Below are 14,147 nucleotides of genomic sequence, written 5' to 3'. Positions count from 1 at the left end.
CGCGTCGGCGACGACGTGCAACGTCGAAGCGCCCAGCACCTCTCGGGCCTTGATCGCCATGGGCAGCAGTTGGCGATTGTCGCCCCCTGCGGTGGTGACCTCGTGCGCCACGATCAGGCCGGTGGTGACTTCCACCGCCGTTTGCACGTTGTAAGCAGGGATCTTGCCCTCGGTGGGGCTGCGCATGAAGCGGGCCTCCGGCTCCGGATGAGGCTTGGGTGCAGGACCTTCGGCGGCATCGGCCATGTCCAGCTCGCCCAGGTATCGAGCCCAGGCCTCGCGCGCGGCCACGCTGCGCTTGCTGCTCACAGCGCGGAACTTCGAGCCATCGATGGCGACCCTGCTACCCTGTAGCAGCGCCTGGGCCTTGGCCCACTGGATGAGCGCTGCACCGGCCACCGCCACGGCTTGGCCGTGCAAACGGCGAAACTCCGCGATCACCTTATGGTCAGGCACAAGCCGCCCCAGCAGCCACATCAGCTCAATGTTCCGGCTGCACTCGGTCTCCAACCGCCGCGACGAACGGATCTGTTGCAGATAACCGTACAAATAAAGGCGCAGCAAGTCGCCCGGGTCGTAGCCCGGGCGTCCCGTTGCGGCCGGTTTGCTTCGGGCAAAACCCAGCCCCTGAAGATCCAGACTCGACACGAACGCATCGATCAACCGGCAGGCGTGATCGCCCGGCAGAAGATCGTCCAGACTCAACGCAAACAATGCGCTCTGACCGCGACCTTCGCCGGTGATATGGCCCATAAATAAAATGCCCTCGGGGTCTGCGAGGGCATTCTTGCTTGCGACCGCTTCAGCGTCTATGTGTCAGATGAGTTTTGACACAGCCTGGAAAGGCGGGCTTTTTTTTGACACTTGGATAACAAAGCTTAGCCAGCTACCACTGCATACCCTTTCAACCGCTGTGCGAAGTCCTGCAGCGCACGGATACCGCTCTGCTCTGCTTCGGTGATCCATTGCTGCAGCCCCCTGAGCGCCTGATCGGCACCACGCTGTTCCATCAGTTCGGCCAAGCGATTGCGGAAATCACATACGACGCTGAGGTTGGGACGCTTGGCCAGCACGGCCTGCATACGATCGCGACCTTCACCATCGAGCCAGCGACCACCATCAGCAAAGGCGCGGCGCATGCGGCGCGGCACGGCTTTGATGCTTTCACCGGCATGCTGCGCTTCATCCGCCAGCGTCGGCACGATCACATTGCGGTAGTAATCGGTCATCGCCTGGAAGCGGTGGGTCAGCACAGCCTTGAGGGTTTCAGCATCCGGCAGATGCACATTGGGGCGGATGTCGAGCGTTGGCGCGACGCGCAGCACCTTAGCCAGCCCCACACCGCGCAGCAGACAGATCATGGCCCAGCCGATATCGAACTCCCACTTGCGCAGCGCGAACTTGGCCGAGCTAGGGAAGGCGTGGTGATTGTTGTGCAACTCTTCACCGCCGATCCAGAAACCCCACGGGATCAGGTTGGTCGCAGTATCGGAGCTTTCAAAATTGCGATAGCCCCACCAGTGCCCAATGCCGTTGACGAAACCCGCAGCCCAGAACGGAATCCAAGCCATCTGCACCGCCCACACTGCCAGGCCGATCACGCCGAACAGGGTGAAGTTGATGATCAGCATGAGGGCCGGGCCCCAATACGGATGAGCGCTGTAAACCTTGTGCTCGATCCAGTCGTCCGGCGTGCCGCGACCGTATTTCTCCAGATCTTCTTTGATATAGCTGGCGTCGCGGTACAGCGAAACGCCATCCCAGAACACCTTCTTGATGCCGTAAATCTGCGGACTGTGCGGATCTTCCTCGGTCTCTACCTTGGCGTGGTGTTTGCGATGCACCGCCACCCATTCCTTGGTGACCATGCCCGTGGTGAGCCAGCCCCAGAAGCGGAAAAAATGCGAGATCGACGGATGCAAATCGACGCCGCGGTGAGTCTGGCAACGATGCAGGTACAAGGTCACGGTAAAAATGGTGATCTGCGTGACTACCAGCAGGTAGACAAGGATCGCCACCCACCCGGCACTACTCACACCGTTGGAGAGGAAATGCAATACAGCATCGAACATCTGAGAAAGATCCTAGGATATTGAAAAGCAGTCTAGTCGACAGCGTCCGTACCCACCAGCATGGAGTCCTGGGGCATTATGACCCCGGTTAACCCCATACTTCGTGACGACCACCGGTTGTATGGCGAATGGGGTCACCCCGACAATCATGCAATGAACGCGCCTAAACCTGCTTCACCTCCCGTATTGCAACTTAAAGAAGTCACCCGGCGCCGTGCCGGCCGGGCAGCCGTCTGCAACCTGTCTCTGAGCCTTGCATCTGGCCAGGTCCTGGGGCTGCTGGGGGTTAATGGAGCCGGCAAATCCACGACCCTGGCGATGATCGCTGGGGCGCTCCGGCCGGACCAGGGTTCGATCCGGCTGCAAGGCCAGGACTTCCTGGAGCAGCCGGAACTGGCCCGACACGCCCTTGGGTGGCTGCCTGAAGGTGCCCCCTTTTGGCCGGAACTGACCGTACGTGAACATCTTGACGCACACGGCCATCTGCGCGGCATTTCTGGCGCAAGGCTGCAGCAGGCCGGCAACGAAGTCCTTGAACGCCTGGATTTGAAAGACCTGAGCCGACGGCTGGCAGGCGTTTTGTCGCAGGGCCAGCGCCAACGTCTCGGCCTGGCCTGCGCCCTGCTCCATCGTCCTGCCCTGCTGGTACTGGATGAACCTGCTAACGCCCTCGATCCCGTGCAAGTGACAGCGCTGCGCACCCTGCTGCGCGAATTGGCCGCCAATGGCACGGCCATCATTCTTTCCACGCACCAGCTTGCCGAGGTCACCGCCGTGTGCGACCGCGTCGCCATCCTGCATGAAGGACGCTTGCGCTACGACGCACCGCTTCCGGCAGACCAGCACACCGCGCTGGAAAAAATCTTTTTCGACATCGCCATGGCCCGAGCCGCATGACCTTGCTTGCTGTGACGCGGCTCGAACTACGCCGCCTGTTTGTACGCCCTCTTGGCTGGATCATCGCCGCACTCGCCCTTGCGGAACTCGGTTGGCGTTTCGCACTGTTGCTGCAGATCTTCTTGCTCAACCAAGTGAAACTTGCCGCGTTGCCGGACGGGCCGGGCTATACCGATCTAGTGGCCGTGCGGATGTACAGCAGCCTCATCACCGGCAGTCCATTACCCTTCGGCGTGATCGAGCTAGCGTTGCTGGTGGTTCCCTTGCTGACCATGTCCACGCTGGCCAGCGAACGCAGCGCCGGCACGTTGCCCCTGTTCTTTGCGGCCGGTCTTTCCGCCTGGCGCATCCTGCTTGGTAAATATCTGGCGATATTGATCTGGCTGACGCTTTGGTTGCTGTTGGCGCTGGCCATTCCAGTGAGCCTCGCCCACGGGGCGACGCTCGATTGGGGCAAGCTCGCTGCCGCTACGCTAGGCACGTTTCTGGGACTGGCAGTGCTTGGTGCAATAGGCGTCGCCTGTTCGGCATTCGCTTCTCATCCGGCGGTCGCGGCCATTGCCGCCTTGATGGTCGGCCTGGCGCTGAACTGCATCAACCTGGGCGCACAACTGGCCGGCATCAACTATGGCTTTCTCAATTGGCTGGCCATGAGCACGCATCAGGAGACCTTACTGCGCGGCCTCGTCTCCAGCGCCGACCTGGTCTGGTTTCTGCTCGTCATCGTTGTTGCCTTGGCCCTGGGTGCGCGGCGATTGGCTGCGGACAAGGAACGCGGCTGATGACGACAAGGATCACGAACCGCCTCAATGGCTGGTTGTTTGCGCTGCTGGTGTTGCTGGGTGCCGGTGCGATCGCTTATCTCACCGTACGTCACGACCACATCTCCGATTGGACATACAACAGCCGCGTGAGCATGTCGCCGCAAACACGAGCGGTGCTGGCGAAGCTGAAAGATCCCGTCGACATCATCAGTTACGCCAGCCCACAGGGTGATCTACGGCAAACCATTGCGGCCGTGTTGCAGCGTTACCAGCAAGCCAAGCCTGACTTGCGCCTTCGTTTCGTGGATCCGCAAAAAGATCCAGCGGCAATGCGCCAGCTGGGCATCACTGTGGATGGCGAATTGATCCTTCACTATCGGGATCGCGAACAACGCCTGGATACCTTGACCGAACGCAGCCTCACCGATGCGCTGGAACGCCTGGTACGAGGCAACGACCGCATCGTTGCCTTCGTCACCGGTGACGGTGAACGACGCGCGGATGGCGTGGCGAATGCAGACCTCGGCATGTTCGTCACGCAACTCGAGCAAAGCGGGATGCGCGCAGTGCCCCTGAATTTCTCGCAGACCACAGGTGTGCCTGATCAGACCGACCTGGTCGTGCTGGCCGGACCGCAGGCACCGCTTTCCCCGGGCGCAACAAAAGCATTGATCAATTACCTCGGCAATGGCGGCAATCTGTTGTGGCTTGCCGATCCCGGCAATCTCGATCCCAGCCTGCAGCCGCTCGCCGAGGCACTCGGCATCCGCGTGCTACCCGGCGAACTGGTCGACGCCTCTTCCTCCGCACTTGGATTGAAAGATCCACGCATGATCGTGCTCGGCGATTATCCGCGCAGTGCGATCACACGCGGCTTCACACTCACCACGCTATTCCCTGAAGTCGCCCCGCTGGCGGAAGCGCAAAAAGACGAATGGCATATTGAGCCGTTCTTGCGCTCCAGCCCGCAATCCACCACACAATCGCTGGACGGCAGCGCGAGCGTCCCTCAGAAAGGCCCTCTCGATTTCGGTTTCGCACTCAGCCGCCTTTCGCCCAGCCCTGCCAAGAGCGAGCAGCGCGTGGTGGTGATCGGCAACGGGGATTTCCTCTCCAATAGCTATCTTGGCAACGGCGGCAACCGCGCGCTCGGCGAGCGCATTTTCGATTGGCTGCTGGGTGACGATGAACTCATCGACATGCCTTCGCGCGGCGCCCCTGATCGTGTGCTCCACGTATCGCAAGGTGAACTGAACGTGCTCACTCTTCTGTTCATCGTCATCATGCCGATAGGTTTGTTGATCATTGCCAGCATCATTGCGTGGCGGCGCCGGCGCGCATGAAACGAGCCACGCGTAGCCAACTATGGCTGTTGCTGGCCGTCGCACTGCTGATCGCTGCTGCCGGATGGCAATGGCGCAGCGATGACCGTGCCGCACCCGGCACTCTTCTGCCGCTCAAGCCCGATGCCATTACGCGTATCACGCTGCAGATGGGCAACGCACCCTCCGAACACTACGTGAAGCGCGGCCAGCATTGGTGGCGCGTCGAGCAAACCAACCCTTCGCACGCCGATGATTTGCGCCTGGGCGAATTGACGCGCATTGCCGCGGCTCCCGTCCAGAGCTGGCAGCCGGCCGGCAGCTACGACCTGGCCAAGATCGGACTTGCACCGCCCCAGGCCAAACTGGAATTGGACGGCCAAACCTTGCGCTTCGGCGAAGCCACCGCCGTAGGTCAGAATGTCTACGTGCAAGCGGGCGAACGGGTTGGCATCGTATCGCTTCGCTATATGCCCCGCTCCGCACAGAGCGCATCCATCCAGATGCAATGACATGCCTGAATTACCCGAAGTCGAAACCACGCGGCGAGGTATCGCCCCACACCTGATCGGTCGGCGCGTCGCCGCCGTGACGTTGCGGCGCGCCGATCTGCGCTGGCCGATTCCGCAGGAAATCTCCACGTTGCTACCTGGACAGCGCATCGACGACGTCGAACGGCGCGCCAAATATCTACTACTGCATACTCATGTCGGCAGTGCGCTGTTGCATCTGGGCATGACTGGCGTGTTGCGCGTGTTGCCGCCCGATGCCGCAGCCGGTTTGCACGATCATGTCGATATCGCGCTGGAACCTTTGCAAGGCGAACGTCCACGTATCTTGCGCTTTACTGATCCGCGGCGCTTTGGCTGCCTGCTTTGGCAAGCGGCAGGAACGACTCACGAATTGCTCGCTGATCTTGGCCCCGAGCCATTGACCGATGCCTTCGATGGCGATGTGTTGTGGCGACGATCGAGAGGGCGCAAGGCTGCCGTCAAATTATTTCTGATGGACAACGCCATTGTGGTGGGCGTGGGCAACATCTACGCGAGCGAAGCGCTATTTGCCGCCGGCATCGACCCGCGCCGCCCGACCGGCTCGATTTCTCGTGCTCGTTACCAACGCTTGGCAAGCGATGTGAAGCGCATTCTGGCCTGGGCTATCGAACGCGGCGGCACCACGCTGCGCGATTTTCTCAATCCGGATGGTGCACCGGGCTATTTCTTCCGGGAGCTATTCGTCTATGGGCGTGAAGACGAACCGTGCAAGGTATGCGGCACGCCGATACGGCAGCAGGTTATCGGGCAGCGCTCGACGTTCTGGTGTCCGCGCTGCCAGCGATAGCTGATGTTTTTTTCCGCATCTGTCTTGCGCAACCAGCCACAGCCAACGCCTGTTTCGACGTAAATTCCCGCTTGCGCGGGAACGACAGCGAACAAGGCGCTGAGTAGGGCCATCCGGCAAACAACCGCCGATTACTCTTCGTCGGGCCAATGAAATGCAACGTACGTATTGTTGAATTCCGGGTCGTCATACCCGCCACGCAGTTCGGCGACCAGGCCACCAAAGATGCCATCGACTTCCAACACCTGGCCATCGGTGAAATGTGCGCCCAGCGCTTCCAGCTCCATCAATTGCTGGCACAACGCCCCAGCGCGATCGACCTCGCCTTCAGGCACATTACGCAGACTGATATCGGGACGACCGAACTTACGCAGGCCGCGTGTGTGAATCCACTGCCGTCCCGGCGTTTCGTCGTCATCCCGCAAGATCAATGCATGGTGCCGCAAAGGAGCGCCATCCTTGATCAGATAACGATGGCGCCACTCGTCGGCACTGAACAACGTGAGGATCTGCGGATCGAGAATCGCCACGCCCCCGATATCAAGCAAGCCAGCGAGCACGCCGAAGGTATCGCGCAGATAGCCTGTATCGGGCTGATCCTTGAACTTGCCGTGCAACACCAGCACCTGCGGCGCGGCCATGGCTTGCTCGTAGGCTTGCGGCGCGTCGTTCTTGAACAGTTCGCCCAACGGCCCCTTCAGCGGATACCCCTCCCAGTCACGCAACACATGATGATGATGACTGGTCAACTGCACTTCTTCCGGCAAGCCGTCGCTGCCGTACTGCACGGATGGCACCCGGGTCGGCTGAAAATCACCGAACACGTAGAACTGCAGAATGGTTTCCTCCTCGCGAGGCTGCCAATGCGGACGCTGCCAGGCGGGAAAATAGGTGACCGGATTGCTCATGTTTTTTCCTTGATAGCCCCGATGGCTTCAGTCGTTGCCTGATCCCGATCAGGACTTGTCATCCAACGGCAAGTTCGGCTGTTGCAGTTCGATGCGGCCATGCCCCTGTGTGATTTTCTTGAACTCGGCGCGGCTCACCGAGACATAGCGCTCATTGCCACCAATCTCAACCTGAGGCCCCTCGGTGATCGCGCGTCCTTGCTCATCCACCCGCACCACCATGATGGCCTTGCGGCCGGTATGGCAAATCGTCTTGATCTCTTCCAAGCTATCAGCCCACGCAAGCAGGTAACGACTGCCTTCGAACAATTCGCCACGGAAGTCCGTGCGCAATCCATAAGCCAGTACGGGGATGTTAAGCAGGTCGACCACGTCCGTGAGTTGCCATACCTGTGTCTTGGTCAGGAACTGGGCCTCGTCGACGAACACGCAATGCAAGTCACCGTGCGCCGCCATGTCGGCACGCACGAGCGCAAGCAAATCACTTTGCGCCGTGAAACGCTGGGCCTGCGACTTCAAGCCGATGCGTGAGGCCACCATGCCATCGCCGTACCGATTGTCTAGCGCCGGGGTAAGGATCAACGTGCGCATACCGCGCTCGTAATAGTTGTAAGCGCTTTGCAGCAGATTGGTGGTCTTGCCGGCATTCATTGCCGAGTAATAGAAGTAGAGCTTGGCCATAGGCGTGCCGGATGGAACAAGTGGGGCATGGTAGAGCCGGGGGTGGGGCATGAATAGAGGGCGCCTGCGACGCTGTCTGCCCGGGCGGCCCTGCAAATGTTTTCCATCACACCGTTCCCTGAGCTTACTCTTTGCTACCATCACTCGCTCGCCGCCCGTTAGCCTCCCATGCTCAATCCCCAACAACTGGCCGCCGTCGAACACGTCGACAGCCCGCTGCTGGTGCTCGCCGGCGCCGGCTCCGGTAAAACCTCCGTCATCACCCAGAAGATCGCGCATCTGGTGCAGCGCCATAAGCTGGCGGCTTCCAAAATTGCCGCGATCACCTTTACCAACAAGGCTGCGCGTGAAATGCGGGAGCGCGTCAGCAAACTGGTCAGCGCGGAAGACGCCGAAGCGCTCACCGTTTGCACGTTCCATGCACTAGGGCTGAAATTCCTGCAGATCGAACACGCGCGCGCCGGCCTTCGACGCGGCTTCTCGGTGCTGGACGCTGATGACAGCGAGAACATCGTCAAGGAACTGGCCCCCAAAGGCGCCAAGCCGGATGTGTTGTTCGGATTGCGCAACCTGCTCAGCCGCGCCAAGAACAGCGGACTGTCGCCGGAGGAAGCCCTAGCCGCCGCACGTAGTCCGCGCGAACTGGACGCGGCGACCATCTATCAGATGTATCAGCAACGCCTCGCCGCTTTCAATGCAGTTGATTTCGATGACTTGATCCGGTTGCCCCTGCGCATTCTGGAATCCGATCAGGAATGCCGTGACACCTGGCGCGAGCGCCTGCGCTATCTGCTGGTAGACGAATATCAGGACACCAACGACGCGCAATATCGCCTGCTGAAAGCCCTGGCGAGCGAGCGTGGCCATTTCACCTGTGTGGGCGATGACGACCAGTCCATTTACGCCTGGCGCGGCGCCAATCCTGAAAACATCGATCAGCTCGGCAAAGACTGGCCGAGCCTGCGCGTGATCAAGCTGGAACAGAACTATCGCTGTGGCAAACGCATCCTGCGTGCTGCCAATCAGCTGATTGCCAATAACCCGCATGTGCATAGCAAGCGGCTGTGGAGCGACCATCCCGAAGGCGCTCCCATCCGCGTGATCGAATGCAAGGAGGCCGATCATGAGGCCGAACGCATCGCTGGCATGGCTGCCACGCTGGCCGAACGGCACAAAGTGCGCTGGCATGACATGGCGATTCTTTATCGCGGCAATTTCCAGGCACGTCCACTGGAGAAAGCACTGCGCCTGGCACGTGTGCCGTATCACCTGACCGGTGCGCTGTCTTTTCTGGATCGCGCGGAGGTCAAGGATCTGCTCGGCTACCTGCGCCTGCTCACCAATCCCAGTGACGACGCCGCCTTCCTGCGCGTGGTCAACGTACCCAAGCGTGAAATCGGCGCCACCACGCTTGAGAAACTGGGACAGCTGGCGCAATCGCGCCACTGTTCGTTGCTTGAAGCCACACGCAGCGATGGCGTGCTGCGCCAACTCAGTCCGCGGCCCGCTGCCGCACTGGCATCGTTTTCCGAGCTACTGGATGAATTGCGCAGCGCTTCATTGCACGAAAGCGCCGCGGATCTGGTCGATCGCTTACTGACCCGCACCAACTACGCGGCGCACATCGCCACGGGCACCCAGGATGCGGCACTGCGCGAACGGCGTCTTGGCAACCTGCGCGAACTGGCCGACTGGTTCCGCGCCATGCAGAAGGGCGGCAACAGCGCTGGTGATCTTGCCTCGCAACTGGCGCTGCTCACACATGCCGATCGTGACGAACCCGGCAACGCGCTGCGCATGATGACCCTGCATGCAGCAAAAGGTCTGGAATTCCGCTTCGTTTTCATCGTTGGCTGCGAGGAAGGCACGTTACCGCACGATGGTGCCATCGATGAAGGCCGCGTCGAGGAAGAACGTCGCCTGATGTATGTGGGCATCACGCGTGCCAAGGAATGTCTGACCTTGTCCTGGTCGTCCAAGACCAAGCGCTACGGTGAAGTGCACAGCAACCAGCCCAGCCGGTTCCTGCAGGAATTGCCACAGGAAGATCTGCACTGGGAGGGCAAGGATCCCGAGGCCGATAAACAAGCCGTGCGCGAAACCGCCGAATCGCACATGGCGAAGATTGCGGCGCTATTGGCCGGCAACTGAGAGCAACCATGAACGATCACCGCTTTTCCGACGAACAGCGTGCCGGACTGTACCGCGCCATCCACGAGCGCCGTGACGTGCGCTCGCAGTTCCTGCCCGAGCCGATCGCACCGGCTGTGCTGGCCCGATTGCTGCAGGCAGCGCATCACGCACCCTCCGTCGGCTTCATGCAGCCTTGGGACTTCATCGTCATCGAGAGCATCGATGTCAAACACGCGGTGAAAGCCCTATACGAGGAGGCCAATACGGATGCAGCGACCCGTTATGCAGGCGAGCGCGCGGAACAGTACCGCCGGCTGAAGTTGGAAGGCATCGTCGACAGCCCGATCAATCTCTGCATCACCTGTGATCGCCAGCGTGGCGGCCCGCACGTATTGGGCCGCAATACGATGCTGGAGACCGATCTCTTCAGCACCTGCCTGGCAGTGCAGAATTTGTGGCTCGCCGCGCGCGCTGAAGGCATCGGCGTTGGCTGGGTCAGCATTGTCGATCCCGTCAAGCTAGCCGGCGTGCTGAAACTGCCATCGCATGTTTATCCCGTGGCATATCTGTGCCTGGGCCATGTCAGCGAGTTTCTTCCCAAGCCGGAATTGGAAATCGCCGGATGGCGTTCACGCCTGCCATTGGAACAGTTGCTTCATGGTGACACGTGGGAAGGCCGCATGGAGAACGACGCGTTGCTGGAAGCCATCAATCGTTCGTAATCCCTGAAGACCTGGGCCGTCAGATCAGTGCCCTCGCCTCCAATTCGCTCTTGAGATACGCATAGTAAACGGGCGCCGCGATCAACCCGGCGAGACCGAATGCCGCCTCCATCACCAGCATGGCGACCAGCAGCTCCCACGCACGTGCACGGATGCGGATACCGATGATGCGCGCGTTGAGAAAATACTCCAGCTTGTGAATCACGATCAAAAAGCCGAGCGATGCAACGGCCACCCACACCGACACGGACAGGCCCGCAATCGTGACTGCCGTGTTCGAGATGAGATTGCCGATCACCGGCAACAAGCCGGCCAGGAAGGTAACGATCACCAGCGTCTTTGCCAGCGGCACATGCACGCCAAACAACGGTAGCGCGCCAAGCAGGAAAATGCCGGTTGCGATGGTATTGATCAGTGAAATCTTGATTTGCGCAAACACGATGTGATGGAACGCGGTCGCCAGATGCTGGCAGCGCTCCCCCAGTCTCGCTGCGAGAGGCCCGATCTGATGCTGCGGACGCTCCTGATTGAGCGCCACCAGCGCACCCAACACCAGCCCGACGATGATGCGCGCCAAGACCCGCGCCGTTTCCTTGCCGGCGTTCTGCAGGCTCAAGGCGTGCTTGCGAGTGAGATCCAAAGCCATCACCCGCAGTTCGTCGACACTATCGGGTAACCAGCTCGTGAGCGATCCAGGCAGTTGCTGACGCGCCTTCTCCACCAGCGGCATCAGTTGCTGTTGCCACAAGAGCTCCGGGTCGCTGACTTCCTTGCGGAAAAAACTGATCAACGCGATCACCAGCAAGGTGAGCAGTCCCACCACGATGACGCCTAGCACCGTCACCACCACTACGCGCGCCCGCTCGCCCGAGATACGACGACCCAGCAAGGGAGTCATTGCATGGACCAGCTCGTACACCAGCAAACCAGCGAACAATGCGGGAAGTAGATGCAGGCACAGCACCAGTAGCAGGGCAAACGCGCTTAAGACGTAACTGGTTATGCGGATGCCGCGAGTGGATTCAAAAGATGCGGGCACGCTGAGGTCCTGTGGGGGAAACCTGGTGCGGACAAGTCTGTCATAAACTTGCGCCATCCTCTGCACACTCCTTTTGCTTTTTTCACAGGGTGATTCATGATCAAGTCCCTGCCCGTCATCGTGGGCTCAATGTTCTTGCTTTGCGGCTGCGCAAGCCACGCGCCGCAGCCATCAGTGGCCGCACCGACGACGGTCGGCCAAACGACGACGCACCAGCCCGCCGTTCCCGCTGACGACAATCTCAATGCGGTCGCCTGGACGCAAACGGCGCTTGAGCACGATTTGATCTACCTTGAGACCTATCGCAGTGCGCAATCACAATTGCTTACCGCGTTGAAAGACAAAAACTGGGATGCACTGCCCGCCGAGGATCGCATCGCGCCCTATAAAGGTCTCAAACCCGCAGTCATTCTGGATATCGATGAAACGGTGCTCGACAACTCTCCCTATCAGGCACGCCTCATCCGGCACGGTGGCGAATTCAACGAAGCCGATTGGGCAGCCTGGTGCAAAGAAGAACGTGCCCGCGCCCTGCCAGGCGCCGTCGCCTTCACGCAATTTGCAGTGAAACACGGCATTGCCGTGATCTACATTTCCAACCGCTCGCAAGACCTGGATGCCGCGACAATCGACAATCTGCGCAAGGTGGGTTTGCCGGTCTCCGGCCCGAATGCCTTCCTCGGCCTGGGAACCATCCTGCGCGGCTGCGACCAGGTGGGTACCGAAAAGAGCTGCCGTCGTCAGCTGGTCAGCCAGCATTACCGCGTCCTGATGCAGTTCGGCGACCAGTTGGGGGACTTCGTCACAGTATTGAGCAATACCGAAGCTGGACGTGCGCAGGCCATGACACCCTACAGCCACTGGATCGGCGCCCGCTGGTTCGTTTTACCCAATCCGACCTATGGATCATGGGAGCCAGCCCTGTTTAATAATGATTGGAGTGCTCCGCGCGAGCAGCGACGCCTGGAAAAAATTCAGGCGTTACGTATTAACTAATAATATCAATCATTTAAGCGCATAAACTTAAAGTATTGCCTTAAATATGGCAGGGTCGTATCATCTCCCCTGCCGGATCCTGCTGACCTCCAAATCTCTGCGGGCACGGCCATTTCCCTTCCGGCTCTGCCGGCATGACCCTGCGAGACCTTCCGTCCGCGGGGTTTTCTTTTGGGCTGGACTGACCGGACTACGCATCACCTTCGCCAGGCTCTAAGATGCACCGCGCCCTAGACCTGCGGTGCTCCTTATCATCCTTGCCGTCGGCAAGCCACCGCCCTCCCATGTGAGATATTCCATGCGTTTTCAGACACTTGGCCGAAGCCTGCTACTGTTGGCAATGCTCGCCCTGGCTGCCTGCCACAAGAAGGAAGAGGCCACCGCAGTGCCAGGAGGCGCCACCCCGGAAGCTGCCGTGCAGCAATCCGTTGCACTCATCAAGGCTGGCGATTTCGCCGGTTTCTGGAAATCTGCCCTGCCCCCGGCGGACTACGCGAACCTGCGGGCCGATTGGACACGACTGCGTCCCGATGAGCATCCCATCACGGATGAAGACCGCGCCCGCTTCGCACAAGCGGTCAAGCAACTGACCGCACCCAACGCGGAGACCACGCTGTACAACCAGCTCAAGCCCAAGCTCGCGCAAATGGACCAGCGATACCACGATCAATTGCCGGTAATGATCGGCATTGGGCAGGCGATCCTCACTACCGGCATCGCACAAAGCAAGACGATGACGGAAAACCAGAAACAGCAGCTGCGCGATGCGCTCAACGTGCTATTGCCGTGGGCTCAGCAAACGTCATGGTTCGACCAGGATAAAGCGAAGCAGGCCGTGAACATTGTCGTCACCACTGCACGGCAACTCCATCTGAAAGATCCGGACCAGCTCCAGCACATGGATTTCGATAACGCCATGAAGGAGTACTCCCTTGCTTATGATGGCCTCAAGCAGCTACTGGCGATCTATGGGCTTTCCGTCGACGACGTGCTGGACTCCGCAAAAGTCACCACGCTGGGTATCGACCACGGTCACGCCCATGTGCAGATCGACTACACCTTGCTCGGCAAACCGTTGAGTGTCGATGCGCAGCTCGTGCTGGTCGAAGGTCGCTGGTACAGCCAGGACCTGGTCGACGGCGAGCGCGCGCAGCACCAACAGCTGCTGCATCCACCTGCACCGGCCAGCAGCAGCGTTCCGGCAGCCAGCTCTTCCAGCGGCGCCACACTGGCCGCCAAACCCTAGAAACCTGGTGGGTGATTTCGGGGAGA

General features: G+C 60.2%; 14 protein-coding genes. 9 read left to right on the top strand and 5 right to left on the bottom strand.

Annotation, left to right across the window (positions count from 1 at the left end; all coding sequences use genetic code 11):
- Both AC4HNJ_RS20785 and AC4HNJ_RS20780 read right to left on the bottom strand, forming a co-directional pair.
- Nucleotides 1–753: transposase (locus AC4HNJ_RS20785; RefSeq protein WP_490481524.1), on the bottom strand; the 753-nt coding region annotated here is incomplete at its 3' end.
- A gap of 125 nt (nucleotides 754–878) precedes the next feature.
- Entirely contained in the window at nucleotides 879–2,072 is a 1,194-nt protein-coding gene (locus AC4HNJ_RS20780; RefSeq protein WP_490481523.1) for a DesA family fatty acid desaturase, read from the bottom strand.
- Nucleotides 2,073–2,132: 60 nt separating this feature from the next.
- On the opposite strand from AC4HNJ_RS20780, the gene AC4HNJ_RS20775 reads away from it, so the two are divergent.
- Genes AC4HNJ_RS20775 through mutM form a run of 5 tightly spaced genes read left to right on the top strand, consistent with a single transcriptional unit; the run spans nucleotide 2,133 to nucleotide 6,396 of the window.
- Complete coding sequence (locus AC4HNJ_RS20775; RefSeq protein WP_490481522.1) at nucleotides 2,133–2,969, top strand: ABC transporter ATP-binding protein; 837 nt, start codon at nucleotides 2,133–2,135, stop codon at nucleotides 2,967–2,969.
- Complete coding sequence (locus AC4HNJ_RS20770; protein ID WP_490481521.1) at nucleotides 2,966–3,751, top strand: ABC transporter permease; 786 nt, start codon at nucleotides 2,966–2,968, stop codon at nucleotides 3,749–3,751. Before AC4HNJ_RS20775 ends, AC4HNJ_RS20770 begins: the two co-directional genes overlap by 4 nt.
- Nucleotides 3,751–5,076 (top strand): GldG family protein, encoded by a 1,326-nt coding sequence (locus AC4HNJ_RS20765; RefSeq protein WP_490481520.1) that lies wholly within the window; start codon nucleotides 3,751–3,753, stop codon nucleotides 5,074–5,076. Before AC4HNJ_RS20770 ends, AC4HNJ_RS20765 begins: the two co-directional genes overlap by 1 nt.
- A complete protein-coding gene (locus AC4HNJ_RS20760; RefSeq protein ID WP_490481519.1) occupies nucleotides 5,073–5,567 on the top strand; it encodes a hypothetical protein in 495 nt (164 codons plus the stop codon). Before AC4HNJ_RS20765 ends, AC4HNJ_RS20760 begins: the two co-directional genes overlap by 4 nt.
- Nucleotide 5,568: 1 nt before the next feature.
- Nucleotides 5,569–6,396, top strand: a complete 828-nt coding sequence (mutM, locus tag AC4HNJ_RS20755) for a bifunctional DNA-formamidopyrimidine glycosylase/DNA-(apurinic or apyrimidinic site) lyase (RefSeq protein WP_490481518.1) — start codon at nucleotides 5,569–5,571, stop codon at nucleotides 6,394–6,396.
- 131 nt (nucleotides 6,397–6,527) lie between these two features.
- Here the strand turns inward: mutM and AC4HNJ_RS20750 are convergent, their stop codons facing one another.
- Together AC4HNJ_RS20750 and AC4HNJ_RS20745 are read right to left on the bottom strand one after the other, a co-directional pair.
- Nucleotides 6,528–7,304, bottom strand: coding sequence for a hypothetical protein (locus AC4HNJ_RS20750; protein ID WP_490481517.1), 777 nt, complete (start codon nucleotides 7,302–7,304; stop codon nucleotides 6,528–6,530).
- Between the two features lie 48 nt (nucleotides 7,305–7,352).
- Nucleotides 7,353–7,985 carry a thymidine kinase gene (locus AC4HNJ_RS20745; protein WP_490481516.1) on the bottom strand — a complete coding sequence of 211 codons (633 nt, stop codon included), beginning with the start codon at nucleotides 7,983–7,985 and terminating at the stop codon, nucleotides 7,353–7,355.
- Between the two features lie 168 nt (nucleotides 7,986–8,153).
- Between AC4HNJ_RS20745 and AC4HNJ_RS20740 the strand changes: the two genes are divergently transcribed.
- Nucleotides 8,154–10,136: a UvrD-helicase domain-containing protein gene (locus tag AC4HNJ_RS20740; RefSeq protein ID WP_490481515.1), complete on the top strand. Its 1,983-nt coding sequence runs from the start codon at nucleotides 8,154–8,156 to the stop codon at nucleotides 10,134–10,136.
- 8 nt (nucleotides 10,137–10,144) lie between these two features.
- Complete coding sequence (bluB, locus tag AC4HNJ_RS20735; protein WP_490481514.1) at nucleotides 10,145–10,840, top strand: 5,6-dimethylbenzimidazole synthase; 696 nt, start codon at nucleotides 10,145–10,147, stop codon at nucleotides 10,838–10,840.
- Between the two features lie 19 nt (nucleotides 10,841–10,859).
- Here the strand turns inward: bluB and AC4HNJ_RS20730 are convergent, their stop codons facing one another.
- Nucleotides 10,860–11,936, bottom strand: coding sequence for an AI-2E family transporter (locus tag AC4HNJ_RS20730; protein ID WP_490481513.1), 1,077 nt, complete (start codon nucleotides 11,934–11,936; stop codon nucleotides 10,860–10,862).
- A 39-nt stretch (nucleotides 11,937–11,975) separates the two neighbouring features.
- Here AC4HNJ_RS20730 and AC4HNJ_RS20725 point away from each other — a divergent pair, with 39 nt between their 5' ends.
- Nucleotides 11,976–12,875, top strand: a complete 900-nt coding sequence (locus AC4HNJ_RS20725; RefSeq protein WP_490481512.1) for a 5'-nucleotidase, lipoprotein e(P4) family — start codon at nucleotides 11,976–11,978, stop codon at nucleotides 12,873–12,875.
- 298 nt (nucleotides 12,876–13,173) lie between these two features.
- Nucleotides 13,174–14,121: a hypothetical protein gene (locus tag AC4HNJ_RS20720; protein WP_490481511.1), complete on the top strand. Its 948-nt coding sequence runs from the start codon at nucleotides 13,174–13,176 to the stop codon at nucleotides 14,119–14,121.
- The last annotated feature ends 26 nt before the right edge of the window (nucleotides 14,122–14,147 follow it).

This window comes from Dyella sp. SYSU CM1112, from assembly GCF_058216415.1.
Note: the sequence above shows the minus strand (reverse complement) of the source record. Positions and strands in the feature narration are given on the sequence as shown.

Coding starts and splice junctions, on each gene's coding strand:
- AC4HNJ_RS20780 (WP_490481523.1), bottom strand. CDS start 2,072: ATGTTCGATGCTGTATTGCATTTCCTCTCCAACGGTGTGAGTAGTGCC.
- AC4HNJ_RS20775 (WP_490481522.1), top strand. CDS start 2,133: ATGGAGTCCTGGGGCATTATGACCCCGGTTAACCCCATACTTCGTGAC.
- AC4HNJ_RS20770 (WP_490481521.1), top strand. CDS start 2,966: ATGACCTTGCTTGCTGTGACGCGGCTCGAACTACGCCGCCTGTTTGTA.
- AC4HNJ_RS20765 (WP_490481520.1), top strand. CDS start 3,751: ATGACGACAAGGATCACGAACCGCCTCAATGGCTGGTTGTTTGCGCTG.
- AC4HNJ_RS20760 (WP_490481519.1), top strand. CDS start 5,073: ATGAAACGAGCCACGCGTAGCCAACTATGGCTGTTGCTGGCCGTCGCA.
- mutM (WP_490481518.1), top strand. CDS start 5,569: ATGCCTGAATTACCCGAAGTCGAAACCACGCGGCGAGGTATCGCCCCA.
- AC4HNJ_RS20750 (WP_490481517.1), bottom strand. CDS start 7,304: ATGAGCAATCCGGTCACCTATTTTCCCGCCTGGCAGCGTCCGCATTGG.
- AC4HNJ_RS20745 (WP_490481516.1), bottom strand. CDS start 7,985: ATGGCCAAGCTCTACTTCTATTACTCGGCAATGAATGCCGGCAAGACC.
- AC4HNJ_RS20740 (WP_490481515.1), top strand. CDS start 8,154: ATGCTCAATCCCCAACAACTGGCCGCCGTCGAACACGTCGACAGCCCG.
- bluB (WP_490481514.1), top strand. CDS start 10,145: ATGAACGATCACCGCTTTTCCGACGAACAGCGTGCCGGACTGTACCGC.
- AC4HNJ_RS20730 (WP_490481513.1), bottom strand. CDS start 11,936: ATGGCGCAAGTTTATGACAGACTTGTCCGCACCAGGTTTCCCCCACAG.
- AC4HNJ_RS20725 (WP_490481512.1), top strand. CDS start 11,976: ATGATCAAGTCCCTGCCCGTCATCGTGGGCTCAATGTTCTTGCTTTGC.
- AC4HNJ_RS20720 (WP_490481511.1), top strand. CDS start 13,174: ATGCGTTTTCAGACACTTGGCCGAAGCCTGCTACTGTTGGCAATGCTC.